This is a genomic window from Macrococcus sp. 19Msa1099 (assembly GCA_019357535.2).
In the GTDB taxonomy this organism is placed as follows: domain Bacteria; phylum Bacillota; class Bacilli; order Staphylococcales; family Staphylococcaceae; genus Macrococcoides; species Macrococcoides psychrotolerans.
Genome location: CP079955.1, coordinates 64534 through 87431, shown reverse-complemented (window position 1 = coordinate 87431; position 22898 = coordinate 64534). Strand labels below are relative to the sequence as shown.

Sequence of the window (22898 nt, the reverse complement as noted above, 5' to 3'; positions counted from 1 at the left end):
CAATAATGGTTTGATAATACAGTATATCGCAAAAAATCAAAACTGATACTATATAAGTATATTTGACAAAAAAATCTCCCTTAACGGGAGATTTTAGTTGATTGGTGAGCCACCGGTAATACCATAAACTTGTCCGGTAATATAGCTTGCATTGTCACTTGCAAGTAAAACATAAACATCTGCGAGCTCTACGGGTTGCCCTGCTCTACCAAGCGGTTCTTTTTTACCGAATTCTGGGATATTATCCTGTGGTTGACCTCCACTTATTTGAAGTGGTGTCCACACTGGCCCAGGCGCTACACTGTTCACTCGAATGCCTTTAGGTCCAAGTTGCGCTGCCAAACTCTTTGTCATAGATATGCTACAGCTTTTCGTCATAGCATAATCAACAAGATGTGCACTTGGTTTTACACCTTGAATTGAGCTTGTCATGATAATGCTGGCACCAGGTCTTAAATGTTTTAATACACTTTGAATTGTAAATATATTTGAGAAAACGTTCACTTCAAACGTATCTCGTACTTGCTGTTCATCTAATTGCTCAATATCATATTCGAACTGCTGCATACCTGCATTTAATACTAGTATATCTAATCCGCCTAATGCTTCATATGCTTTAATTGCTACTTCACGCGCAAATGTTGCCTCGCGTAAGTCACCGGGCAATAACACACACTTTCTGCCTACAGCTTCAATGACACGCTTTACATCTTCTGCGTCTTTTTGTTCATCTGGATGATAGTTGATTGCGACATCTGCACCTTCTTTAGCATAAGCAATTGCAGCTGCTCTACCAATACCTGAGTCTCCTCCGGTAACGAATGCTTTCTTGTCAGTAAGCTTATCTGTCCCTTTATATGAATGTTCGCCACAATCTGGTACCGGCTTCATTTCACTCTGAATACCTGGGTATGCTTGTGGTTGCTTTTCATAAGACGTATTATAATATTTATTTAATGGATTTGACATAGTATGACCTCCTTGATTTGTATAATTACCTATACCCTATCGTTGCTTGTTTAATTATCCAGGGTATAAAACTATACATCAAAGAGATAGAGAAAGTACCAGATTATTTATCAATCTGGTACTCTTTATGAGAGCTTAATAGTAATTATTGTCCCTTTATCTAATTCACTCTCCACTTCTATTTCAAAGTCATGTAGATCAGCAATTTCTTTTACAATTGCCATCCCAAGACCATTAGACGGTGCTTTATCTTCATGTACTTCAGCTTTATAAAATCTTTCAAACAATAATTCCTTAGTTTTATCAGACATACCGTAACCTTCATCTGAAATCTTTATGTATTTGTACGTTCCCTCTCCTAATTCAAACTTAATTTGAGTATCTTCAGGGCTGTATTTAATCGCATTAGAAAGTAGGTTGCTTATCATTTGATAACATAAATCTCGATGACCAAGTATTTCAATATCTTTAAGTTTCGTTGTAACAAAAATTTCTTTTTGATCAAGAGCATACATATGATTACGTATAACTTCCTGAATGAGTGTTTTTCCATTGAAATGTTCTTTGTCGATTATAGTATCAGTCTTCTCAAGAGAAGCGAGCATCAGCAATTGTTTCGTTAGTCCACTTAAACGTTGTGACTGGTGTTCAATGTCATCTAACAAACTAAAGTCTTTCGTTTGTCTGAGTTGTTTAATTTGTCCAAGTAAATTAGTTATAGGTGATTGAATTTCATGACTGACATTTGCAACAAAACGTTGATTCATTTCTTCGTGATGCAGTATTTTAGCACTCATTATGTTCATCTCATGTGCTAATACACCGATTTCATCCTTACGTTTTACTTGCGTCTGATAACCACTCTGATCTCCAATTTTGCGGGCTGCTTCCTTTAGCTGAACAACAGGACGCACGATATATTTAGATGAAATAAATACAAATAAGATGGAAAATACAATAATACATAGAAACAGTATTGCAAGAAAAATTCTAAATTCATGCATACTCGCTCCGACATCTGGTCTAATGTAAACATCATATATTTCATTATTAACTTTCATCGGCATACCGACTGTATTTCTAGTCTCATTATCAAAGAATCCCGTAATAAATACATTAAATGGCCGTTCTTTAATTCCATGATACGTTTCCGTTAACGGGCTATTATCCGGTAAATTTTTCACTCTAAACGGTGTACCATAGAAAGCTTTCTTACCATCCTTGACTGTTACTACTTGAAAATTTAAATTTGCGAGTTGTGTGAAAAATGCTTCCGGTTTTATTTCTGGATGTGATTCGATATATTTCTTCTGTGTTATTAAAGTGTTCGTTATACGTGTGTCGTTCTGTTCTTTTAGCGTTAAGTGATAATAAATGTTTGCGATGATAAACGAAAGTAATGAGCTTACGAGAATGACATGGAATGTACCAATTATAAATCGGGTAGACAGTCTTTTAAACATGATGCACCTTATACCCTACACCGCGTACAGTCTGAATTTCTACACCACTGTCAAATGCACCTAACCTTTTACGAATACGTTTCACATGTACATCTACTGTTCGTTCATCTCCATCAAAGTCATATCCCCATATCTCTTCTATAAGCTGTTCTCTCGTTGCAACTTTCGGATAATGTCTGACTAAATAATATAGAAGTTCAAATTCTTTTCTTGGAAGATATAAAGACTCGTCTTCCATCATCACTTCATAACTTTCTGCATCGATTATCAGCTCGCCGAATTCAATCTTCTCTACCGCCTTCTCATAACGCTTTAATATTGCTTGTGCTCTAAAGATAACTTCCTCTATCTCAAACGGCTTAGTAACATAATCATCACTTCCTGCTTGAAACGCAATCCTCTTATCCCCCAATGCATCTCGTGCAGTAAGCATTATAACAGGCAGTTGATAGAGCTGTTTAATTTGCTCGCACAGCTGGAATCCGTCAATACCTGGCATCATAATATCGACGATACATAAATCGATACTTTCATTATCCAGCAGATTAATCGCTTCATCACTGTTCCTAGCCTCATACACTTGAAAATCATGGTGCAAAAAACCTTCTTTAACTTCGCGACGAATAGCCATTTCATCATCTACAACTAATATATTATTTTGCACAATATGTCCTCCGTTCATATTCCGTTCATATTCAACCTTTAATATATGTATTACAAACAAAGCGAAAGGTTGATCATTATGAACTTAGCACTAAAAGAAATTAAATATTATAAAGTGAAATACTTGCTGATTGCAGCAATTATCTTCTTACTCTCATTCTTAGTATTATTTGTATCTAGTTTAGCACAAGGACTTGGAAAAGATAACGTATCATTCATCGAACAAATCGATGCAAGTCATTATGTAATATCTAAAGATGCAGATAACAATCTAATGAATACACCTTTGTCTAAACATGACCAAAAAGTATTAGAAGATAAAAATATACCGTTACTTAAGTTACAACCGGTAAAGGCACAAAAAAACGAAAAGTTTCTATTAGCAACAGTAACTGAAGACTATATGAAGCTACCTGCTGACAACACAGTTAATCTTGATTCACATGCTTCAAAGACATTTAAAGAAAACGATACTTTAAAACTTAAAGATCAAGACAAACAACTAAAAATTTCAGAATTCACACGTCACCAAATGTTTGCACATATGCCTGTCGGACTCGTTTCACAGGAAACTTATAACAACTACTTCAAAGAGGCCCCCGTAAATGCCGGTATTATCAAATCAATGTCAAAGTCTGATATGAATCAGCTTAATGATGACTTAAAAGATGCAAAACTGATTACACCTGATACAGCGATGAAAGGAATACCAAGTTATGAAGCAGAACAAATGCCGTTAAACTTAATGGTTATCTTCTTATTCTTAATCTCAGCAATCGTGATTACTGTATTCTTCTATGTCATCACAATTCAAAAAACAACAGAGTACGGTATCTTAAAAGCCATTGGCACAAGTAATAGAAAGCTTATCTTCAAACTTATGCAGGAAGTTATCGTTGTTGTAATGGTTAGTGTGCTCATAAGCATCGGCGTTATTTATATCATCAACATGAATTTACCGGCAACAATGCCGTTTTTCCTGAATCCTAACCTTATTTTCTTACTTATCGGTTTATTCTTAGTGGTCGCATTAATCGGTGTAATGCTTTCAATATATAAAGTACTAAAAATTGATCCAATTCAAGCAATCGGAGGAGAATAATTATGATAGACGTAAAACATATATCTAAATCCTTTAAACAAGGAGATACTACAACTGAAGTACTAAAAGATATTAACTTTACAGTAAATGATGGGGAAGTTGTATGCTTGTACGGACCCTCTGGTTCTGGTAAAAGTACACTACTTACGATTATCGGTGCACTCCTTCAACCCACGAGCGGTGAAGTAATTATCAATGATAAATCGTTATCACACTTATCAAAAACCGAAATTACAAAGATGCGCCTTGATGATATTGGATTTATCTTTCAGGCCTCTCATCTTGTCCCCTTCCTTACTGTGAAAGAACAACTCTTACATGTGGCATTAGAAAATGGTATGGATAAAAAAGAAGCGATGAAAAAAGCAGATGATTTGCTCGAAACATTTGGGTTATCACATCGTGCGAAAGTTTACCCTAAGAGCTTATCAGGCGGAGAGAAACAACGTGTCGCGATTGCACGTGCGTTTATGAACCATCCTTCTCTCATCTTAGCAGATGAACCGACAGCGAGTTTAGATTTTGAACGTGCTGTACAAGTTGTTGAAGTCATCAGAGAACGTGTGAAAGAGAATAACAGTTCATGTATTATTATTACACATGACGAACGTATCTTTAAATATGCAGATCATATATTAAGATTAGAAGGCGGAAAATTAGTAAAAGAAAGATAAAGTATAAGGGTGAAATTGGCATGGCGCCAAATTCACCCTCTTTTTCTTGCTCGAAATTGGCACGGTGCCAAATTTACGCTTAATGTGTCACTTCAGAATGAGCAATACCTGTCACAGACTTTACTTCAACTTCTCTAAACTTATCTTCAGATTCCGCTTTACCTAAATACGTTCCTAAGAACGCTCCGATAAATCCTGCAGGTACAGATATGATTGCAGGGTTTGCTAACGGAAATATAGGATTCGCTGTAATAAATGCTGTTCCATCAGGATTCATAACATTCGGGCTCAATATTACTAAAATCAAAGAAGTAATCAATCCTGTCAGTAATCCTGCAATCGCACCTTGAGTATTAAACCTCTTCCAGAAAATCGTAAATACAATTACCGGTAAGTTTGCACTTGCTGCCACACAAAAAGCAAGTGATACTAGAAAGGCAACATTCATATTTTGAGCAAACAAGGCAAGTAATATCGATAATACGGATACAGCTAAAGAAGCAATTTTTGCTGCTTTCATCTGTTCACGTTCTGATATATTACCTTTCTTAATAATTTCGCCATAAATATCATGTGCAAAAGCAGAAGCACCTGATAATACAAGTCCTGCAACTACTGCAAGAATTGTAGCAAACGCAACAGCACATACAAATGACATCAAGATATCTCCACCTAGCTTATCCGCAAGAAGGGGTGCCGCCATATTTCCTGCAGGGTTTGCTGATATGATTTCTTCACGTGTTAGTAAGCTTGCTGCGCCAAACCCTAAAAATATTGTAAGGATATAAAAAATACCAATAAGCCATGTTGCCCACATAACCGAAGATCGTGCGGTCTTTGCGTCATTTACCGTGAAGAAACGCATGAGAATATGCGGTAATCCTGCTGTACCAAATAATAAAGCAACGATTAAAGAGATATTATCTAATGGCGATTTCCCTTGTGACCCCGGATTAATATAGTCACTCTTAAGTTCAGGTGCATCAATGGACTTCATCGCACCAAACATGTTGGCGATACTAAAGTTAAAGTGCTTTAATACAAGGAAAGAAATAATAATCGTTCCAATCATTAATAAAACTGCTTTGACCATTTGAACCCAGCTCGTTGCTGTCATGCCACCAAATAGTACATAAATTGTCATCATAATTCCAACGATAATAACCGCCCATGTATAAGGTATATTGAATAAGAGCTGAATCAGTGCACCAGCACCTACAAGCTGTGCAAGCATATAGAAAATAACAATCGTAATCGATGATATTGCAGCCGTTGCACGTACTTTCTTCAGTTCAAATCGAGCAGCAATCATGTCTGCTAGTGTATACTTCCCTAAGTTTCTTAAAGGTTCTGCAACGATATATAATACGATTAAATATGCCGTTAAATATCCGATACTATAGAAAAATCCATCAAATCCCCATAATGCAATAGCTCCAGCGATCCCTAAAAATGAGGCTGCTGAAAGATAATCTCCTGCAATGGCCAGCCCATTTTGCCAGCCTGTCAGTCCTCCTCCTGCTGTGTAGAAATCTTCAGCAGAATTTGTTCTTTTTGAAGCAAAGTAAGTAATAATTAATGTTAAACTCACAAAAAACAAAAACATAATAATTACAGTTGTATTCATAGCTCATTCCCCTTTCGATATTCATTGATAATTGCTTCTGATTGAATATCAAAGTGTTTCGCTCTAGACATGTAGAGTGTTACAAGCGTCCACACCATAATAAATAGCATAAATGCATAGATCCATGCCCAGGAAATATTCCAGAATGCTTCTTTATTCAGAAATTTCGTATAGCCTGTAAGAATTGGAAATAAAATTGTCGCTACAATAAAAAATAATGAGATTGGAAATATAAAAGATTTACGTTCTTTCTGCAATTTCTTGAAACTTTCACTTTGTGCAATCATATTATACTCATGTTGTTCCATCTACTCATCCCCTTATACATTGTGTAATTATGCACCCTATTTCATTCTATTGATTTGTCAGAATATTGTCAATATTTAATTAATAAATTTATGCATAAAAAGAAAGGAGTATAAATACTCCTTCCCTTCTCTAACTACTCTTCAATCTTCTCTTCTTTTAAACGTTTCGGATAATCTTCTAACCAGAATTTCGCATTCGGTAACTCATTTGGATTCGGTTTATAAATCGCATATTTACCAGAACCTTTCTCTTTCTTCTGCATCTCAAAGTCTTTTAGCGCACGTATTGCAGGTTTGTGTAAAATCCAGATCGCAATAATGTTACACCATGCCATAAGTCCTACACCTAAATCACCCATCGCCCAGGCAACGTCTGCTGTTTTTATTGCACCATAGAATGTTGCACCAACAATAATTAAACGTGTGACGTTAATTAAAAACTTATTTAAAGATACACTACCATTTTTCGTCAAATAAGATACATTGGTTTCTGCTATATATGCATATGCTAATATGGTCGTAAATGCAAAGAAGAACAGTGCAATAGCAACAAAATATGAACCAATACCCGAATATGCCGGATCAAATTGATAACCACTTCCATGGAATGCTTTATCAATACCCGCTTGAACATACATTGCTGTTCCAGAGTAGTCCTTCTCTCCATCAGCATTTAGTGCATATACACCGCCATCTTTAATTAAGTTCGGCATGTCACCCTTCATCGAGCCGTCCGTTGTATTGAATGTACCTGATAATAGAATAATTAATGCTGTTGCTGTACACACAAACAGCGTATCAACATATACCGAGAAAGCTTGAACTAAACCTTGTTTAGCAGGGTGTGATACTTCTGCTGCTGCCGCCGGATGAGGCCCTGTACCTTGACCAGCTTCATTAGAATAAAGTCCACGTTTAACACCGATTTCAATCATTGCACCAAGTATCCCACCAAACGCTGATTCCATATTGAATGCTGACTTGAATATTAATGCAAATAAACCAGGGACTTTATCAATATTAAGAACAATAATAACAACCGCTAATAAAATATATAAGATTGCCATAAAAGGGACTACTGCAGTCGCTACAGATGCAATCCAGCGAACTCCTCCAAAAATAATTAATGCCAAAACCACTACAAGCGCTATACCGATAATCCATCCTTCGAATCCAAAAGCATTCTTCATAGAACTTGCAATGGCGTTAGATTGAATACCAGGTAATAATAATGCTGTTGATACTATTGCCAGTATTGCGAATAATATCGCATAACCTTTCGCAAATCCGCCTTTCATTCCTGCTTCAATATAATATGCGGGGCCCCCACGATACTCACCGTTAATCTCTCTCTTATAAATTTGTGCTAGTGTAGATTCGATGAATGCTGAACTCGCACCCAAAAATGCAGTCATCCACATCCAGAATACAGCTCCCGGGCCACCGATATAAATTGCTGTTGAAACACCGACTATATTACCCGTCCCTACACGTCCAGCAAGCGATAAAGCAATTGCCTGGAAACTAGAAATTCCTGTAGGTGACTTCTCCCCTTGAAACATCAGTCGGATCATCTCTTTTAAATGCCTGACTTGAAAGAACTTCATTATTAATGAAAATGAAATCCCTGTAATTAACAAGCCGTAGACTAATGGTTTACTCCATACAATCTCGTTTAAAAAGCTTATAATCCCTTCCATACATCCAACCCCTTAAATATAATAGTGAAGTGATACACTTATTAATTATATATTCACTAAAGACGTATGGCAATGTATTTATAGATTATTCTGAAAATTTAATTTATGTATTCCCTTTTTAACTTCTCTATATCCTTTTTCCAGAAAAATCGTTCTTTCTTTGATTGGTAAGCAACCTCAATCAGACTATTCGTCATCCACATCGAAAACAACGGATAAGGAACTCCCATCTCAATAATGTCGTCAATCGTTACAAATTCCCTTTCCATATTTAACCTCTTTCTATGCATAAAGTACTAATCTTAAGGGTAATTATAATATATAAAGATAATGGAGGCGATAATATGAATCAAAAAGAAATCTATGATAAGTTATTTGAACTGATTGAAAAGAATGATATTGCAATGATGACAACCATTCAAGATAATAAACTCGTTTCACGACCAATGAGTTATCAAGATGTAGATGCGAATGGGGATATTTGGTTTATGTCAACACGCACTGAAAAAACTGAAGAAATTGAGCAAGATAATCGTGTGAACTTATCATTCGCTAATAAAGGATATGTATCAATCTCAGGAAATGCCTTTATCGTAAATGACAACGACAAGATTAAAGAATACTGGAGTAAAGGAATAGAAGCTTTCTTAAAAACAAATCCTGAAGATCCAAATGTCGTGCTTATCAAAGTAGTTCCAGAAACTGCTGAATACTGGGCAACAGATGAATCAGTGAAAACTGTTGTTGAAGGCATTAAATCACTTTTTTCCAAAGAAAAAGGTAGTAGAGAAAACAGTTCATTGAATGAATCACTTAATCTTAAATAATATGTAAACACAGTAGATTGCTCTACTGTGTTTTTTAAATTCAAAATTAAAAAGACCTCACGTAGAGGTCTTTAATTTATGGTTGTCTATCCCAATGTCTTTGTTTTACTAATGCATCAAGATAATTGTTTGCAGAGGCATCAATTTCAATGATACCTGGCTCATCTTTTTTCACAGATGTTGCATCGATTGCTGCTTCAGCTTGTTTACTAAAACCAATTGTCTTAAAGTGGCGATTTGCTGCTTCAATATAGTCTTTCGCTGGTGGCAAGAGGGGTACTTTTGCATCCAGTACGATAATACCGTCAAAGAATGTAGAGTGCACTGTATCAAATGTCTCAGATACTTTAAATGCTCCAATTGTCATTGCTTTCTCAGCAACAAGTTTAAAATTAACCTTGTTATCGCTTAAGTTTTGCACGATGTCTTTAATCTCTGCTTCTTTTGAACTTGCAGTAACTATAATAGCGACAGATAATGTGTCTAACTTCTTAATTGTGTTTTCCATGCTAAGTGCCGGTGATTTCTTATCTGATTTCACTTCTTCATCTGTTGTAGGGGCTTGAACGCCAATTTTATCTGCAATTTGAGTCGCTAAGTCTTTATCTACTTTATTAATATTAGCAATTGCATTTTCTTTAACGAAATCATGCTTACATTTACCTAATTCAAAAGCAAATCCATCTCTTAGATGCTCTTTTTCAGGCTGCGTTAAGCTATTATAGTATAACTTTGCTTGTGAGTAGTGATCTTTAAAACTTTCACTTCTGGCACGCACTTTATGTGCATCAATCTTCTCATGGTAAGATTCAAATCCACCTTCTTCAACGGGTGTCGTATGGGGATTATTATTATTGATTGCATTCTTATGGTAGGATGTTTGTCCTTTATGCACAAATGATTGGTGCATACCATCACGTTGATTATTCGCAAATGGGCATACAGGTCTGTTGATAGGAATTTGGTGGAAGTTTGGTCCACCTAAACGAGATAACTGTGTATCAGTATATGAGAATAATCGCCCTTGTAATAATGGATCGTTACTAAAGTCAATTCCCGGTACAAGATGTCCTGGATGGAATGCAACTTGCTCTGTTTCTGCAAAGACATTATCTACATTGCGATTTAAAGTCATTTTACCCACACGTTTAACTGGCACTTCTTCTTCTGGCCATAATTTCGTTGGATCTAATATATCGAAATCAAACTTAAATTCATCTTCTTCTGAAATAATTTGTAGTCCTAATTCCCATTCTGGATAGTCACCTTTTTCGATTGATTCATATAAATCTTCACGGTTAAAGTCAGAGTTTTTCCCCGCGATAATTTGCGCTTCATCCCATACTAAAGAATGTGTGCCGAGTAGAGGTTTCCAATGAAATTTCACAAAGTGTGACTTTTCTTCTTTATTGATTAAACGGAATGTATGCACACCGAACCCTTCCATTGTACGGAAGCTCTTCGGAAGGCCTCTATCACTCATCGTCCACATCGTCATATGTGTTGACTCGGGGTTTTGTGCAAAGAAATCCCAAAACGTGTCGTGAGCTGTTCCACCTTGAGGAATTTCATTATGTGGTTCTGGTTTTATTGCGTGTACTAAGTCCGGGAATTTGATTGCATCCTGAATAAAGAATACAGGAATATTGTTACCTACTAAATCATAATTCCCTTCTTCAGTATAGAATTTAGTCGCAAATCCGCGTGCATCACGTACTGTATCATTTGATCCTTTAGAACCTTGCACTGTCGAAAAACGTACAAATACAGGTGTCTTTTTAGATGTATCTGTTAAAAATTTCGCTTTAGTATAATTACTTAAATCTTCATATACTTCAAATTCTCCATGTGCACCATAGCCACGAGCATGTACAATTCTTTCAGGAATTCTTTCATGGTCAAAATGCGTCATTTTTTCTCTGAAATGGAAGTCCTCTAATAAGGTTGGTCCACGTTCTCCAGCTTTAAGCGAGAATTCATCTTCTGCCATCTTTAATCCTTGGTTTGTCGTAAGTGCAGTATCTTCTGAGTGGTCTCTACGAAATGCTTCTAATTGCTCATCTTTTTTATTAGTCATTATCGTTCCCCCTATAAGTTTTTATACATTTGACAATTCCCTATTTAATGCATTCAAAACATTAAGGAATACTAATATTAAGCAAAATAATGCACAAAAATATTCTCTGAAATGAAATTTCAGAGAATAAACCAATAAAAAACTATTTAAGAAGCTGGTTACCTTATGTCTAGCGGTCGTGCCAAGAAGAAACGAAACGTTATATCATCGTTCAACTTACATAAAGAAATGGCTAAGCATTTACTGCACCAATTGATTGATAATCACCAATAATATGACCAGTGGAATAACATATCGCAGTAATATGATCCATACATTAAACAGTTTATTCTGATATGGCTTCTGGACGAAGTATGCTTTCATTATCTTTTTATCTAATACGTAACCTGAGAACAACGTATAGCATAATACACCAATTGGTAACATGATATTGGATACAAGGAAGTCCATATTATCAAAGAATGTTCCTTTTAGGAACTTCATGTCACTTATCGGTCCAAATGATAGTGCGCATGGAATACTTACAATGAAGATACCTAAAATAATCACAAGAACAGACTTCAGACGTTTCGTATTATCATTCTTTGTCATATTTGAAACATTGATTTCTACAAGATTGATGGATGACGTAATTGTTGCAAAGAAAAATAGCAATAAAAAAATTAAATAGAACATCGAACCAAATGGTAGCTGATTAAAGACATAAGGTAACACGATAAAGAGTAAACCTGGGCCTTGTGCATTATCTATGCCCAAAGATGCCGTGGCTGGAAATATCGCCAATCCCGCTAATAACGTTACTAAAATGTTAAGTAATACAATATATCCTCCTGCTTGCACAAGATCAGTTCCTTTTTTCATATAAGAAGCATAAGTCAACATCCCCCCAAACCCTACAGATAAAGAGAAGAACGATTGTCCTAACGCAAATAAAACGGCTTCTTGATCTAGTTTATTAAAGTCTGGATTTAAAAAGAATGATACACCTTCCATCGCATTTGGTAATGTTATTGATCGAATGATCATAATGAGAAACATTACAAATAACATCGGCATCATAAACTTAGAGACACGTTCAATACCATTTTGCACCCCTTTAATAACAATAATGCCCGTTAATGCCAGGAACAAAATAACCCCTGCAATTGTATTCAATGGATTTGATATGATACTACCAAATAACACTGTATAATCTTTGGTCGCATCTCCAGTAAAAATCACTTTTATCGTACGAATAATATATATTAAGATGAAGCCGCCGATAACGCTGTAAAAACTCATTAATAAAAATACCCCGATATTACCAAGATAGCCGATTAAATCATACTTCTTCTTACCAGATAACTTACTAAATGCTCGTGTACTATAAGTCTCCCCAGCGACGCCCATCACAAATTCACTCATTAATATTGGTAATCCAATAAATAAAGTGAAAATGATAAACAAAATAAGGAATGCTGCTCCTCCATTATCAGCCATCACATAAGGGAATTTCCACATCGCCCCCAACCCTATCGCTGAACCTGCACTTGCTAGTATAAAACCTAATTTTGATGTGAAACCTGATTGCCTCTCCATATAAATCCCTCCTAAAATAAATATAAAAATAAAAAAGAGACCGTGTGTACACACGATCTCTTAAGTATAGAGACCGCTCATACATCGGCCTCTTAAGCGAATGCTAAGGAAGCCGTCATAGATACTTATACCTATGACGGTTATAAGTATCAGGACAGCTGCCACCAATTATTTAACTGTAGCTTTGTGTTTGTCATAATACTAACTCCTTTAGCGTTGAATTGATTTAATATTATCAGATTTCATTTTTTATGTCAATTTATTTTCTGAAAATTCTGTGCGATATTTATAATCAAGTTAGCCACCTGAGATGGAAGTAAATCAAACAATTTTATCAAAATTTCTTCTAAACAGTGGCTGTTACACCACCGTCAATGACAAATTCTGAGCCTGTTGAATATCTTGCTTCATCTGATGCCAAGAATATGATCATATTTGAAACTTCTTCAGCTTGCGCTACACGACGCATTGGAATCATTTGTTTAAATTTATCCACCGCTTCTTTTACGCCAGGTTGTTCAAGCATCGGTGTATGAATAACACCAGGGTGCACAGAGTTTACTGTAATATTAAACGGTGATAATTCTCTTGCTGCTGCCTTTGTCATACCTCTTACCGCAAACTTCGTATCTGTATATCCAATTGCGCCGCCGGCAAGACCATTCATAGATGATATATTAATAATCGCACCTGAATTTTGAGCTTTCATAGTTGCGGTTACTGACTTAATACCTAAGAACACAGAAACTTGATTAATATTTACAATCTTCATATAGTCATCTAAAGTAATTTCTTCAATTTTCATATTATATGTAATACCAGCATTATTAACAAGCACATCAATCTTACCCCAATATTCAAGTGTCGTCTGTACAACATTTTCCCAATCTGATTCACTTACAACATTATGTTTGATAAACAATGCATCTGAGCCTAATGTCACTGCTACAGCTTGCCCCTTTTCCTCATTTATATCTGTAATCACTACTTTAGCGCCTTCTGCAATTGCACGCTCTGCATGCACTTTCCCCATACCCTGAGCTGCACCCGTAATAATAATTACTTTGTCTTTTAAACGTTCCATTTTATTTCCTCCTTACAATGTTTTGATTGATGCTACATGATTTAATAATTTTTCCTGAATCTGTTTCATTTGTTTAAGTTCTTCTTCAGATAATATATCATATACTGCATTACGTACTTGCTTTCCAACACTTTCTGCTTCTTCCAACACTTTCAAACCTGTTTCAGTTATATTGAGCATTACGACACGTCTGTCACCTGAATGATTAATACGCACGACATATTCCATTTCTACAAGCTTGTTTGTCATTGTCGTAATTGCACCATATGTAAAACCTAATGCTTTTGCAATGTCTGAAGGCTTTGCATGACCATTTCGCTTAATATATTCGAGTAATATTACTTGGGAAATGTTAAGTTTATGGTCAAAGTGCTTTAAAAATAACGATATCATCTTATAGCTAAGTTGATTCCCATCATGAACAAGTCTGAAGAAGTTAGATTCTTCCATATATACACCTCTATATCATTAATTTATTATTAAATAATTTAACACTAAACTATTTAATAGTAAATTAAAATACTCAAAAATAAAGATACTTGCCCACCTCTTACGTTAATTACATCTACTCCTTGTTACTGCACGCTTACCTCTCATACCTGATTGGTAAATCATATATATTTTCTGTGCCTTTGTAATTCTCAATGTAATTTAGTGGCACATTCTTTGCGCCTTTAATGTAACCTATCTTAAATTCACCTGGTATTCATGGATATTTATAAGACAATCGGAAATAAAGATGAGAATATTAAACAAAATGAACAACTCCTCAATCTCTACAACAAAGACAAACAATAACCGAAGCATACATTATGTACTCCGACTATAAATTCAACCATTTTTAATTAGCTAATTATTTCGTACGCGCAACAAATTCATAAAATCTTCTACATTGTCTAAGTTTTGGTTACACTTCACAGTATTGTGACAAATACAATCCCCTTTCTTCGTGTAAGTCTCATCACTCTTATTATGTTTCGTTTTATTTAAAACTAGCACAACGTCTAATTCCGCATTACATATATTACAGAACCCTTTCACTTTATTCGTTGAAATTTCACTATAAATATCTTCAAACTGATCCGTTTTATTTTTATATACAATATATTTTCTATTCGTCGATACATCATTACATTCAAGGCAAGATGTTTCTTCAGCATAATCGCATTGATATCAAGAGTTTTTTGTTTCTTCATTTTACTAAATAGTTTACTTAATTATGCTGGTGTCGGCATTTCAAAGTCTTGAACATGCACTTTAACAGTTTCTAATAAATAATCTGCGTTCTTCTTCGTAAACTATACATCGTCAATTGATTGAATGAACAGATTGGCATCTATTCTATACGATTGAAATATATCTTCTATTTCAGGTATTGATTATATTCAAATAGCAACAAATGATTATAAATTTCACAACAGATTATTTATAAACTTATAGGAATATGAAAGTGCGTTCTCCAAACAAAATAAATAGAGGCCTATTACTTTAGGCCTCGTTAAAAGATGTTATACAGAGTTTCATATTATGATCTCAATAGCAAACATACCAAGGAAACCCTCATAGATGCTTACCCATTTTTATAATCACTGTAATGAAACCAGTTTTCACTAGAGATATCAAACGATAAAAATCTATTATATTAATTTAGCTTCTTCTAATAATTCTTCAATGAATGTACCAGATGCTTTCTTCAATAAGCGTTTTTCTACCAATCTTTCATAGAATGGCATATCAATTTCATCTAGTTTCTTGCCATCATTCAGTACAGATAACGCATGTAATAAAATTCTCACATCGTATACTGAAGCGAATACTTCAGGCACTCCACGGTCTACTTCTAGAAGTTTATACACCGCTTCCATAGCAGTTCTTACTGAATATTCTGTTGTAAATACGGTATCTCTTTCTGTTTCTGCAAAGTTACCTATAAATGCAATATTCTTTGAACCATGTGGTACTACTAAAGGACGGTCTCCTTCTTTACGTGGCATAAAGTAAGCAGTAATGTACGGCATATAGCTTGGAATTGTATTACATTCTGCTGCTAGTGCTGAAATTTCTTCTTCAGGAACACCCATATGATAAAGCCATTCTTCACAAATTTCTTTACCAGAACACTCAACAATTGTTTTATTCGTACGTTCTCCACGTTCATCTGAATAAAGTGCGTAAATCCACACACTCACTTGATCATCCGGTTGATTTTTAAACTGCTGTTGTCGGTTTAACGTAAAGCTTAACTGCCACTTTGAATCATCTACAGTAACGATACCACCAGTTACTGTACGGCCTGATAATGGATCACGTTTACAAATTTTTTGAATATAATCTATAACTTTTTTATTATTTGTTGTTGCTGTAGCAGAAACGAACCAACTTTTCTCTGGTAAATCTTTATAGAATTTAGACGGATTACCGAACTCATCACATTGTGCACTTAAATTTTCCCATAATTGCCATGCACCTCCAGGTTTTGTTGTAGGTGGGGCAGGTGTATCGTTATCTCCATAAGTAGTACTTTCAGTGATGCTGCCATTTGTTACAAATACTAAATCATTTTCTGTTAAAGGAATTGATTCTTCATTACCTTTACGCACGATGTCTATTGCCTTTGCAACTTTTGACTCTTTTGAACATTCAACTTGTATATTCTTAACGGTTACACCATATTCAAATGTTACATTGTTCGCTTTAAGATGCTCGATCAAAGGCATAACAAGTGATTCAAATTGATTGAACTTCGTAAATTTTAGAGCTGAAAAGTCTGCAAGTCCACCAATATGATGGATAAAACGCATTAAATATCGACGCATCTCCATAGCAGAATGCCAAGGTTCGAATGCAAACATCGTTTTCCAGTAAATCCAGAAATTTGAGTCTAAGAAGTCTTTACTGAAGACATCAGATATCTTCACATCATTCAGCTGTTCTTCTTTCATTAAGCAAAGCTCGACGATTTCTTTATTCGCTTTTTTTGTTAGAGTCATTTTTCCATCTGATTCTAGGCGTTGTCCACGATTTTCTATTACGCGGCACTTCGAATAGTTTGGATCTTCTTTATTTAACCAGTAGAATTCATCAAGGACAGAAGCATCTTCGACTTCCAATGATGGCACCGAACGGAATAAATCCCATAAACATTCAAAATGATTCTCCATTTCACGACCGCCACGCATTATATAGCCACGTTCAGGATTCAATATTCCATCCAAACTTCCTCCAGGAAGATCAAGCTCTTCTAATATATGGATATTTTCACCTTTCATTCGCCCGTCTCGTATTAAAAAACTCGCTGCTGCTAATGACGCTATACCAGAACCAACTAAGTATGCAGACTTATTATCTACCCCTTCTGGCTTTTTCGGACTTGCAAATGCTTCATAGTTTCCATTACTATAATACATAAATACCACTCCATTCGATATATATAATTTAAAGTTGCATGCTTGCTTTATATTCATTACTCTATCGCATTATTTTTCATATTCAGAGAATTTTATAAATAGTTTTGTCACTTATGTGACATTATGTATAAATATGTCTCAAAAGAAGGTGTACATATGGATAAAAAAGACTTAAGAGTTATCAAGACTGAACAGGCGTTACGGAATGCACTACTTGAATTAGGAAATGCTAAAGATTTTGATTCCATCACCATTAACGAAATTTGTGAAAAGGCATTAGTCAGACGTTCTACATTTTATCGTCATTACGAAGATAAATATGATTTTTATCAATGTACAATCATTCATCTCCTCAACATTTATAATGAAAAAAATGATGTACATTACAATCACTATCATCCTGAAAAATTTTATGCTGCTATGATTCACGATGTATTATTATTTTTAGACCAAAATAAATCGCTTGCAAAATCTGTAATATGCAGTGAAATCTATGGTGTCATCTCAATGATTATTTATAAACAACTTTATTTAATTATTGAATCTCATTTAAATCGTGAGATGGAAAACGGCTATGTTTTTAACCAAGACATCAATCTGCTTGCAGAGTTTTCCGCTGGGGGTATAATGCGCATTATATTTAACTGGTTACAAGCAGGCGGCAACAATGTCGATCACCTGTCTAGTTCACTAGAAGAAATGTTAAACCAATTCTGGAGCAAAATGAGATTTCAAAAGTAAAATAAAGAACTAGGAAGTATTCTCCTAGTTCTTTAATCGATATAAATTAATTTGTAATCTCTTTAATAAATGTCTCTATATTTTCTGAGCTTTCATAATGCTCTATTGTCATTGGAGCAAAATGGATAAATGGTCCATTTTCAATATTAATATACTCTCCATCTTCTGATCCAATGCCTCCGAAATAGTAAGAAGTATCTCGTGCATCATAATATGTCGCTAACTCCTTTTTCAAAGTTTCACGTGAATTAACTGCTTGTCTAATTTCTGTATTTTCATAAATGTAAACGCCAACCTTTGATGTTCCATTCACAAGCCCTTGAGTCGTATTAATATGAGCAATTTCGTTCCATACAACATAGATCGTGTCCTCCCCTGTAAAAGCATAGCGAGTAAATGGATAGATACTTCCACCAAACTTAACTTCGTAATAGGCAGGAATTTCGTCATATAATAACACCGTGTTCCCGTATTTATCCATTTTTATGAAAGGAACCGAGGCGATCCATTGCTCAATATCTGATTCCTTGTCAAACACACCAACCACTTGCCTATAACTTTGTTCCGTTATTTCTAATAGATACAATGTACTTCACCTCAAGTGCATTATTTTTTATAATCGTATGCAACTTCTTCAAGTTGTTCATCGTACTCAATATATAAATCATGACCATCAAAAAACCATAAATCTGGCTCATTCACATAATATACTATGCCATCTGCAGTAATAGCTGTCACTGCTTTATCATCATCTGCATCTATAGTAAAAGCTAGCGAGTAATTCTCCTGAACTTTACTGGATCCATAGATTTTACTGTAAAATCTAACTTTGTCACCTGATCCTAGTCCTACTTCTTCTTTGAACCATTGATTAGCTTTGTCCGTTATATATATATTCATAATTATTCTCCTATCTATTGTTTATTGCAAATATTTTACAACTTTATCATTCAAGATAATCTTTAAACGATTCATACGAAACTGCGAACAATAGAAATCAAATCGATCATCTATTTTCCAGCATATAAATAGTATAATAAACATATCACATATAAAGAAATTAGTGGAACAATATGAAAAACAAGCCCGAATGACGATGTAAATGTTCACCATTTACTAGCATCATTCGGGCTTTATTTATTGTGGTGTTTCAAATGTGACAATATTACCTAGTTCAATATTGTTCTGACCAGCAAGCTTACTTGACAATTACCAATTTGACCTGTGAAGATGTCCTATATCTACTCATCCACTTTGTGAAAATAACTGTAATTCCATGCTTATTTTGATTGATAGACACTAATCTAAGGGCATCTATCAACGTTAAACATTATTTTCTAAAAGAATCAAATAATGTAACCATATTTAAACCAAAGTACTTACCTGCCGCGCTTAATGATTTTACTCCATGACCTGCTTTTAGGTGGTTATACATTGCACCTAACATAATAACATTGATTAGCATTGCACCGATTCTTGCAAATTTTTTATTAAATACAGATAACATCAAGAAGATTGAACCGATTAATTCAAAGTATCCTGCGACTTTCATCATACTCGGAGATAGGTTGAATCCTTCTTTGAATTGCTGAGCCATCGCCTCATCATTTTTCACTTTCGGTAAACTACTTTTGAGAATGTCTTTTGCTACGTATCCATTTACAATATGTTTATGCATTTTATTGCCTCCTAAATTTAATATATTAAATATACTATAATATATTTAATATATCTATAGTCCATTAGACTGATTTTTCATTTTTGGGATAGCGTAAAGATAATACTAATCCAAATAATGAAAGTATGAACATGCTTATATAAGTAATATTCATTTGTATTCCCGATTGTACTGACAAATTCATTATCGTAATAAATATTGCAGTTCCGATAGCATCCGCTACAACAGGCAGAAAGAAACCATTAATTTTCAGTCTCATTGTCCATATTGCACACATGTTGGTGAACTTTGCAGCACCAGTCTTCACACTTACAGGTTTCGGACTTATCTTGAATGCAAAGATTACTGCATATCATCAATTTTAAAAAATAATTTAAATAATCAAACAATTTAAGCATTTGCCATGAGTAATGAAAGCAATATAGGTACAATATAATTATTCATGCACATATGACATACATAACAATATGAACAGGAGCGATGCGCAATGAAATTAATCATGTTTGGGACGAGAGAAGACGAAAAAAAGGCGGCATTAAGCTGGGCCGAGAAGAACAATGTAGAAGTTACTTTTAACCCTGGTCCGTTAACTTTAGAGAACGTACATTTATTAGAAGAATACGACGGACTATCAACAAGTCAGACAGCACCTTTTGAAGATGATATTTATGAACAAATTGCAGCTCAAGGTATAAAGCAAGTTGCCCAGCGTTCTGCTGGCTTCGACATGTTCAATCTTGAGAAAGCAACTGCACACAACCTAATCATATCGAACGTTCCTAGTTATTCTCCAAATGCAATTGCAGAATATGCTGTAACTGCAGCCATGAACATTATTAGAAATACTGAAAAGATTCAAAATAAAGTAAAGCAACATGATTTTACCTGGAACAAATCTATCATCAGTAAAGAAATCCGTTCAATGACTGTTGTCATTATTGGGACTGGAAGAATCGGTACGATTGCAGCTCAAATATTTAATGGCTTTGGTGCCAAAGTCATCGGCTATGATTTAGATCCAAATGAAAAAGCAGAAGCATTCTTAACATATACAGACTCACTTGAAGAAGCAATTGGAAATGCAGATTTAATTTCAATACATATGCCACTTACAAAGGAAAATACGTATATGTTTGATAAGTCATTATTTGCAAAAATGAAAGATGGTGTATTCATTGTCAATACTGCACGAGGAAAGATTGTAAACACTAAAGACTTGCTGGATGCATTAAATTCAGGAAAAGTAGCTGCTGCTGCCTTAGATACTTATGAAAATGAAGCACCTTATTTCCCGAAAGACTTTAGCGATAAATCAGTAGAAGATGACGTACTGCTAGAACTCATACAGCGTGAAGATGTTCTCATCTCTCAGCATATCGCTTTTTATACAGAAACTGCCGTAATGAACTTAGTAGAAGGTGGTCTTGATTCTGCAAAACAAGTCATTGAAACAGGTAGCTGTGATAATCGAGTAAATTAAATGGAAGCGTATCCCTAGAATGTCATTAGCTCATACACAGAGCGCCATTAAATTTTAATTCTATACGTACTACCGAATTTTTATTCATTAAAATATTAATAAAAGGGTATAAGTATATAAAATACAATTTTAAAAGGGAGTGGCGTTATGACTAAAATATTAATGACTGGTGGAACCGGCCTTGTCGGAAACGCTTTACAACAAAAGTTTTCTTCTGAAGATGAAGTGTATATCCTTACACGTTCGGATAAAGAAAATCATGACAATATCACATATATTAATTGGGACAAAGAAAATTATGAGCAGGATATTCCTGATGTCGATCTCGTCATCAACTTAGCAGGAGCTTCTCTTAATCAACGATGGACGAAAGAACACAAAGAAGCGATACAAATCAGCAGAATCGAGTCTACAAAGAAATTGTTGCCTATCATCGATAACATGCAAAGTGTACCTCTACTCATTTCTGCAAGTGCGGTGGGTTATTATCCACCTTCAATTGAAGCAGTATATTCTGAACAAGATACGATTTCACCCTTTGATTTCTTATCTGAAACCGTGCATCTATGGGAAAAAGAGGCCAAAAAAATAGAGCAAAATGGAGCTGATGTTGCTTATGTACGTTTCGGCGTAATATTCTCCGACAAAGGCGGTGCACTACCGCTTATGATTAAGCCTTATCAATTATTTGCAGGGGGACCTATAGGTAAAGGTACACAACCTTACTCATGGATTCACCTGGATGATTTAGTCGATGCAATACTTTATATATATAAACATCGTTTGACAGGTATATATAATTTAACTGCACCCTACCCTGTAACGCAGCAGCAGCTTGGAAAAGTGATTGCTGAGACGATTCATCGTCCACATTATTTTGTTACCCCAACTAAATTAATCGAGCTTCTATTAGGCGAACAGTCGATCATGGTGACAAAAGGTCAAAGAGTATTACCAGAAAAATTATTAGCTCATGGTTTTAAATTTTCATATCCGAATGTCAAAATTGCACTATCAGATCTATTGAGGCAGTCATGAATAAGGAAACACGCAAACAAGTAGAACAATTATGGAAGCAAGAGAAATATAAAGTTATGTATTTTAGTCAAAGACAATATCTATTGATTCGTCAAGAACTGAATAATGGATTAGATGAACCTCAGGTATTAGAGGACATTATTGCCGAGACTTACACTATGCAGCCGAGTGAAGGTTCAATGCGTAATAGCTTTGAACATATGTGGGGGTATTTTAAAAAGATTGCTGTTGAAGAGGAAAAAGCATATTTTTTCAGCCTTCTCACTGATGTTTCACGTAACGATAGAGACATTAAAAGCTATTTATTGTTACTGGCAACTCGGTATCGTGTCTCATACTTATTACAAAGTTCTATTCTTAAGGAAGCGGCTTAACGTTTCACATTTCTTCTTTAATCTATAGAGTTATTAATTATGCTCCTTATAAAGCTTTCACTTTTAAGTGTCTACTTTATAAGGAGTATATTAATAAATTGCCTTTTC

23 protein-coding genes are annotated in these 22898 nt (G+C 34.9%); 7 read left to right on the top strand and 16 right to left on the bottom strand.

All coding sequences use genetic code 11. From position 1 onward, the window contains the following. Positions 1–93: 93 nt before the first annotated feature. The 3 genes from KYI10_00440 to KYI10_00430 form a co-directional block, all read right to left on the bottom strand. Positions 94–969: an SDR family oxidoreductase gene (locus KYI10_00440; GenBank protein ID QYA32955.1), complete on the bottom strand. Its 876-nt coding sequence runs from the start codon at positions 967–969 to the stop codon at positions 94–96. A 125-nt stretch (positions 970–1094) separates the two neighbouring features. Next, complete coding sequence (locus tag KYI10_00435) at positions 1095–2432, bottom strand: HAMP domain-containing sensor histidine kinase (GenBank protein ID QYA32954.1); 1338 nt, start codon at positions 2430–2432, stop codon at positions 1095–1097. After that, positions 2425–3114, bottom strand: coding sequence for a response regulator transcription factor (locus KYI10_00430; GenBank protein ID QYA32953.2), 690 nt, complete (start codon positions 3112–3114; stop codon positions 2425–2427). The genes KYI10_00435 and KYI10_00430 overlap by 8 nt, the downstream gene beginning before the upstream one ends. A 60-nt stretch (positions 3115–3174) precedes the next feature. Between KYI10_00430 and KYI10_00425 the strand changes: the two genes are divergently transcribed. Both KYI10_00425 and KYI10_00420 read left to right on the top strand, forming a co-directional pair. Then, on the top strand, positions 3175–4197 hold the full coding sequence (locus tag KYI10_00425; protein ID QYA32952.1) for an ABC transporter permease: 1023 nt from the start codon (positions 3175–3177) through the stop codon (positions 4195–4197). Continuing rightward, positions 4197–4871, top strand: coding sequence for an ABC transporter ATP-binding protein (locus tag KYI10_00420; protein ID QYA33857.1), 675 nt, complete (start codon positions 4197–4199; stop codon positions 4869–4871). Before KYI10_00425 ends, KYI10_00420 begins: the two co-directional genes overlap by 1 nt. 79 nt (positions 4872–4950) lie before the next feature. On the opposite strand, the gene KYI10_00415 is transcribed toward KYI10_00420, so the two are convergent. From KYI10_00415 to KYI10_00400, 4 genes are all read right to left on the bottom strand, one after another. Next, positions 4951–6498 (bottom strand): sodium/solute symporter, encoded by a 1548-nt coding sequence (locus KYI10_00415; protein QYA32951.1) that lies wholly within the window; start codon positions 6496–6498, stop codon positions 4951–4953. After that, positions 6495–6806: a DUF485 domain-containing protein gene (locus KYI10_00410; protein QYA32950.1), complete on the bottom strand. Its 312-nt coding sequence runs from the start codon at positions 6804–6806 to the stop codon at positions 6495–6497. The genes KYI10_00415 and KYI10_00410 overlap by 4 nt, the downstream gene beginning before the upstream one ends. Positions 6807–6940: 134 nt before the next feature. Then, positions 6941–8506 (bottom strand): alanine/glycine:cation symporter family protein, encoded by a 1566-nt coding sequence (locus KYI10_00405; GenBank protein ID QYA32949.1) that lies wholly within the window; start codon positions 8504–8506, stop codon positions 6941–6943. Between the two features lie 98 nt (positions 8507–8604). Then, the gene (locus KYI10_00400) at positions 8605–8775 is read right to left on the bottom strand and encodes a hypothetical protein (GenBank protein QYA32948.1); all 171 of its coding nucleotides are present in this window, start codon (positions 8773–8775) and stop codon (positions 8605–8607) included. Positions 8776–8850: 75 nt separating this feature from the next. Between KYI10_00400 and KYI10_00395 the strand changes: the two genes are divergently transcribed. Beyond that, complete coding sequence (locus KYI10_00395) at positions 8851–9333, top strand: pyridoxamine 5'-phosphate oxidase family protein (protein ID QYA32947.1); 483 nt, start codon at positions 8851–8853, stop codon at positions 9331–9333. Positions 9334–9409: 76 nt separating this feature from the next. On the opposite strand, the gene KYI10_00390 is transcribed toward KYI10_00395, so the two are convergent. The 5 genes from KYI10_00390 to KYI10_00370 form a co-directional block, all read right to left on the bottom strand. Continuing rightward, positions 9410–11410 carry a catalase gene (locus tag KYI10_00390; GenBank protein QYA32946.1) on the bottom strand — a complete coding sequence of 667 codons (2001 nt, stop codon included), beginning with the start codon at positions 11408–11410 and terminating at the stop codon, positions 9410–9412. Positions 11411–11650: 240 nt separating this feature from the next. Continuing rightward, positions 11651–12988 carry a sodium-dependent transporter gene (locus tag KYI10_00385; protein QYA32945.1) on the bottom strand — a complete coding sequence of 446 codons (1338 nt, stop codon included), beginning with the start codon at positions 12986–12988 and terminating at the stop codon, positions 11651–11653. A gap of 346 nt (positions 12989–13334) precedes the next feature. Next, positions 13335–14072, bottom strand: coding sequence for a glucose 1-dehydrogenase (locus KYI10_00380; protein ID QYA32944.1), 738 nt, complete (start codon positions 14070–14072; stop codon positions 13335–13337). 12 nt (positions 14073–14084) lie between these two features. Beyond that, positions 14085–14522: a MarR family transcriptional regulator gene (locus KYI10_00375; GenBank protein QYA32943.1), complete on the bottom strand. Its 438-nt coding sequence runs from the start codon at positions 14520–14522 to the stop codon at positions 14085–14087. Between the two features lie 1187 nt (positions 14523–15709). Then, on the bottom strand, positions 15710–17479 hold the full coding sequence (locus KYI10_00370) for an oleate hydratase (protein ID QYA32942.1): 1770 nt from the start codon (positions 17477–17479) through the stop codon (positions 15710–15712). Between the two features lie 156 nt (positions 17480–17635). Between KYI10_00370 and KYI10_00365 the strand changes: the two genes are divergently transcribed. Further along, a complete protein-coding gene (locus KYI10_00365) occupies positions 17636–18220 on the top strand; it encodes a TetR/AcrR family transcriptional regulator (GenBank protein ID QYA32941.1) in 585 nt (194 codons plus the stop codon). Positions 18221–18266: 46 nt separating this feature from the next. Here the strand turns inward: KYI10_00365 and KYI10_00360 are convergent, their stop codons facing one another. The 4 genes from KYI10_00360 to KYI10_00345 form a co-directional block, all read right to left on the bottom strand. Beyond that, on the bottom strand, positions 18267–18806 hold the full coding sequence (locus KYI10_00360) for a hypothetical protein (protein ID QYA32940.1): 540 nt from the start codon (positions 18804–18806) through the stop codon (positions 18267–18269). 20 nt (positions 18807–18826) lie between these two features. Beyond that, the gene (locus KYI10_00355; GenBank protein ID QYA32939.1) at positions 18827–19120 is read right to left on the bottom strand and encodes a HesB/YadR/YfhF family protein; all 294 of its coding nucleotides are present in this window, start codon (positions 19118–19120) and stop codon (positions 18827–18829) included. 430 nt (positions 19121–19550) lie between these two features. After that, positions 19551–19898: a DoxX family protein gene (locus tag KYI10_00350; GenBank protein ID QYA32938.1), complete on the bottom strand. Its 348-nt coding sequence runs from the start codon at positions 19896–19898 to the stop codon at positions 19551–19553. Between the two features lie 64 nt (positions 19899–19962). Beyond that, positions 19963–20157 carry a hypothetical protein gene (locus tag KYI10_00345; GenBank protein QYA32937.1) on the bottom strand — a complete coding sequence of 65 codons (195 nt, stop codon included), beginning with the start codon at positions 20155–20157 and terminating at the stop codon, positions 19963–19965. Positions 20158–20385: 228 nt separating this feature from the next. Here KYI10_00345 and KYI10_00340 point away from each other — a divergent pair, with 228 nt between their 5' ends. The 3 genes from KYI10_00340 to KYI10_00330 all read left to right on the top strand — a co-directional run bounded on the left by KYI10_00340 (position 20386) and on the right by KYI10_00330 (position 22790). Then, the gene (locus KYI10_00340; GenBank protein ID QYA32936.1) at positions 20386–21378 is read left to right on the top strand and encodes a D-2-hydroxyacid dehydrogenase; all 993 of its coding nucleotides are present in this window, start codon (positions 20386–20388) and stop codon (positions 21376–21378) included. Between the two features lie 147 nt (positions 21379–21525). Further along, positions 21526–22416 (top strand): TIGR01777 family oxidoreductase, encoded by an 891-nt coding sequence (locus KYI10_00335; GenBank protein ID QYA32935.1) that lies wholly within the window; start codon positions 21526–21528, stop codon positions 22414–22416. Next, complete coding sequence (locus tag KYI10_00330) at positions 22413–22790, top strand: DUF1722 domain-containing protein (GenBank protein ID QYA32934.1); 378 nt, start codon at positions 22413–22415, stop codon at positions 22788–22790. The genes KYI10_00335 and KYI10_00330 overlap by 4 nt, the downstream gene beginning before the upstream one ends. Positions 22791–22898: the final 108 nt, after the last annotated feature.

Coding starts and splice junctions, on each gene's coding strand:
- KYI10_00395 (QYA32947.1), top strand. CDS start 8,851: ATGAATCAAAAAGAAATCTATGATAAGTTATTTGAACTGATTGAAAAG.
- KYI10_00340 (QYA32936.1), top strand. CDS start 20,386: ATGAAATTAATCATGTTTGGGACGAGAGAAGACGAAAAAAAGGCGGCA.
- KYI10_00335 (QYA32935.1), top strand. CDS start 21,526: ATGACTAAAATATTAATGACTGGTGGAACCGGCCTTGTCGGAAACGCT.
- KYI10_00435 (QYA32954.1), bottom strand. CDS start 2,432: ATGTTTAAAAGACTGTCTACCCGATTTATAATTGGTACATTCCATGTC.
- KYI10_00390 (QYA32946.1), bottom strand. CDS start 11,410: ATGACTAATAAAAAAGATGAGCAATTAGAAGCATTTCGTAGAGACCAC.
- KYI10_00405 (QYA32949.1), bottom strand. CDS start 8,506: ATGGAAGGGATTATAAGCTTTTTAAACGAGATTGTATGGAGTAAACCA.
- KYI10_00415 (QYA32951.1), bottom strand. CDS start 6,498: ATGAATACAACTGTAATTATTATGTTTTTGTTTTTTGTGAGTTTAACA.
- KYI10_00380 (QYA32944.1), bottom strand. CDS start 14,072: ATGGAACGTTTAAAAGACAAAGTAATTATTATTACGGGTGCAGCTCAG.
- KYI10_00330 (QYA32934.1), top strand. CDS start 22,413: ATGAATAAGGAAACACGCAAACAAGTAGAACAATTATGGAAGCAAGAG.
- KYI10_00400 (QYA32948.1), bottom strand. CDS start 8,775: ATGGAAAGGGAATTTGTAACGATTGACGACATTATTGAGATGGGAGTT.
- KYI10_00345 (QYA32937.1), bottom strand. CDS start 20,157: ATGAGACTGAAAATTAATGGTTTCTTTCTGCCTGTTGTAGCGGATGCT.
- KYI10_00355 (QYA32939.1), bottom strand. CDS start 19,120: ATGAATATATATATAACGGACAAAGCTAATCAATGGTTCAAAGAAGAA.
- KYI10_00440 (QYA32955.1), bottom strand. CDS start 969: ATGTCAAATCCATTAAATAAATATTATAATACGTCTTATGAAAAGCAA.
- KYI10_00365 (QYA32941.1), top strand. CDS start 17,636: ATGGATAAAAAAGACTTAAGAGTTATCAAGACTGAACAGGCGTTACGG.
- KYI10_00385 (QYA32945.1), bottom strand. CDS start 12,988: ATGGAGAGGCAATCAGGTTTCACATCAAAATTAGGTTTTATACTAGCA.
- KYI10_00375 (QYA32943.1), bottom strand. CDS start 14,522: ATGGAAGAATCTAACTTCTTCAGACTTGTTCATGATGGGAATCAACTT.
- KYI10_00425 (QYA32952.1), top strand. CDS start 3,175: ATGAACTTAGCACTAAAAGAAATTAAATATTATAAAGTGAAATACTTG.
- KYI10_00370 (QYA32942.1), bottom strand. CDS start 17,479: ATGTATTATAGTAATGGAAACTATGAAGCATTTGCAAGTCCGAAAAAG.
- KYI10_00430 (QYA32953.2), bottom strand. CDS start 3,114: ATGAACGGAGGACATATTGTGCAAAATAATATATTAGTTGTAGATGAT.
- KYI10_00410 (QYA32950.1), bottom strand. CDS start 6,806: ATGGAACAACATGAGTATAATATGATTGCACAAAGTGAAAGTTTCAAG.
- KYI10_00350 (QYA32938.1), bottom strand. CDS start 19,898: ATGCATAAACATATTGTAAATGGATACGTAGCAAAAGACATTCTCAAA.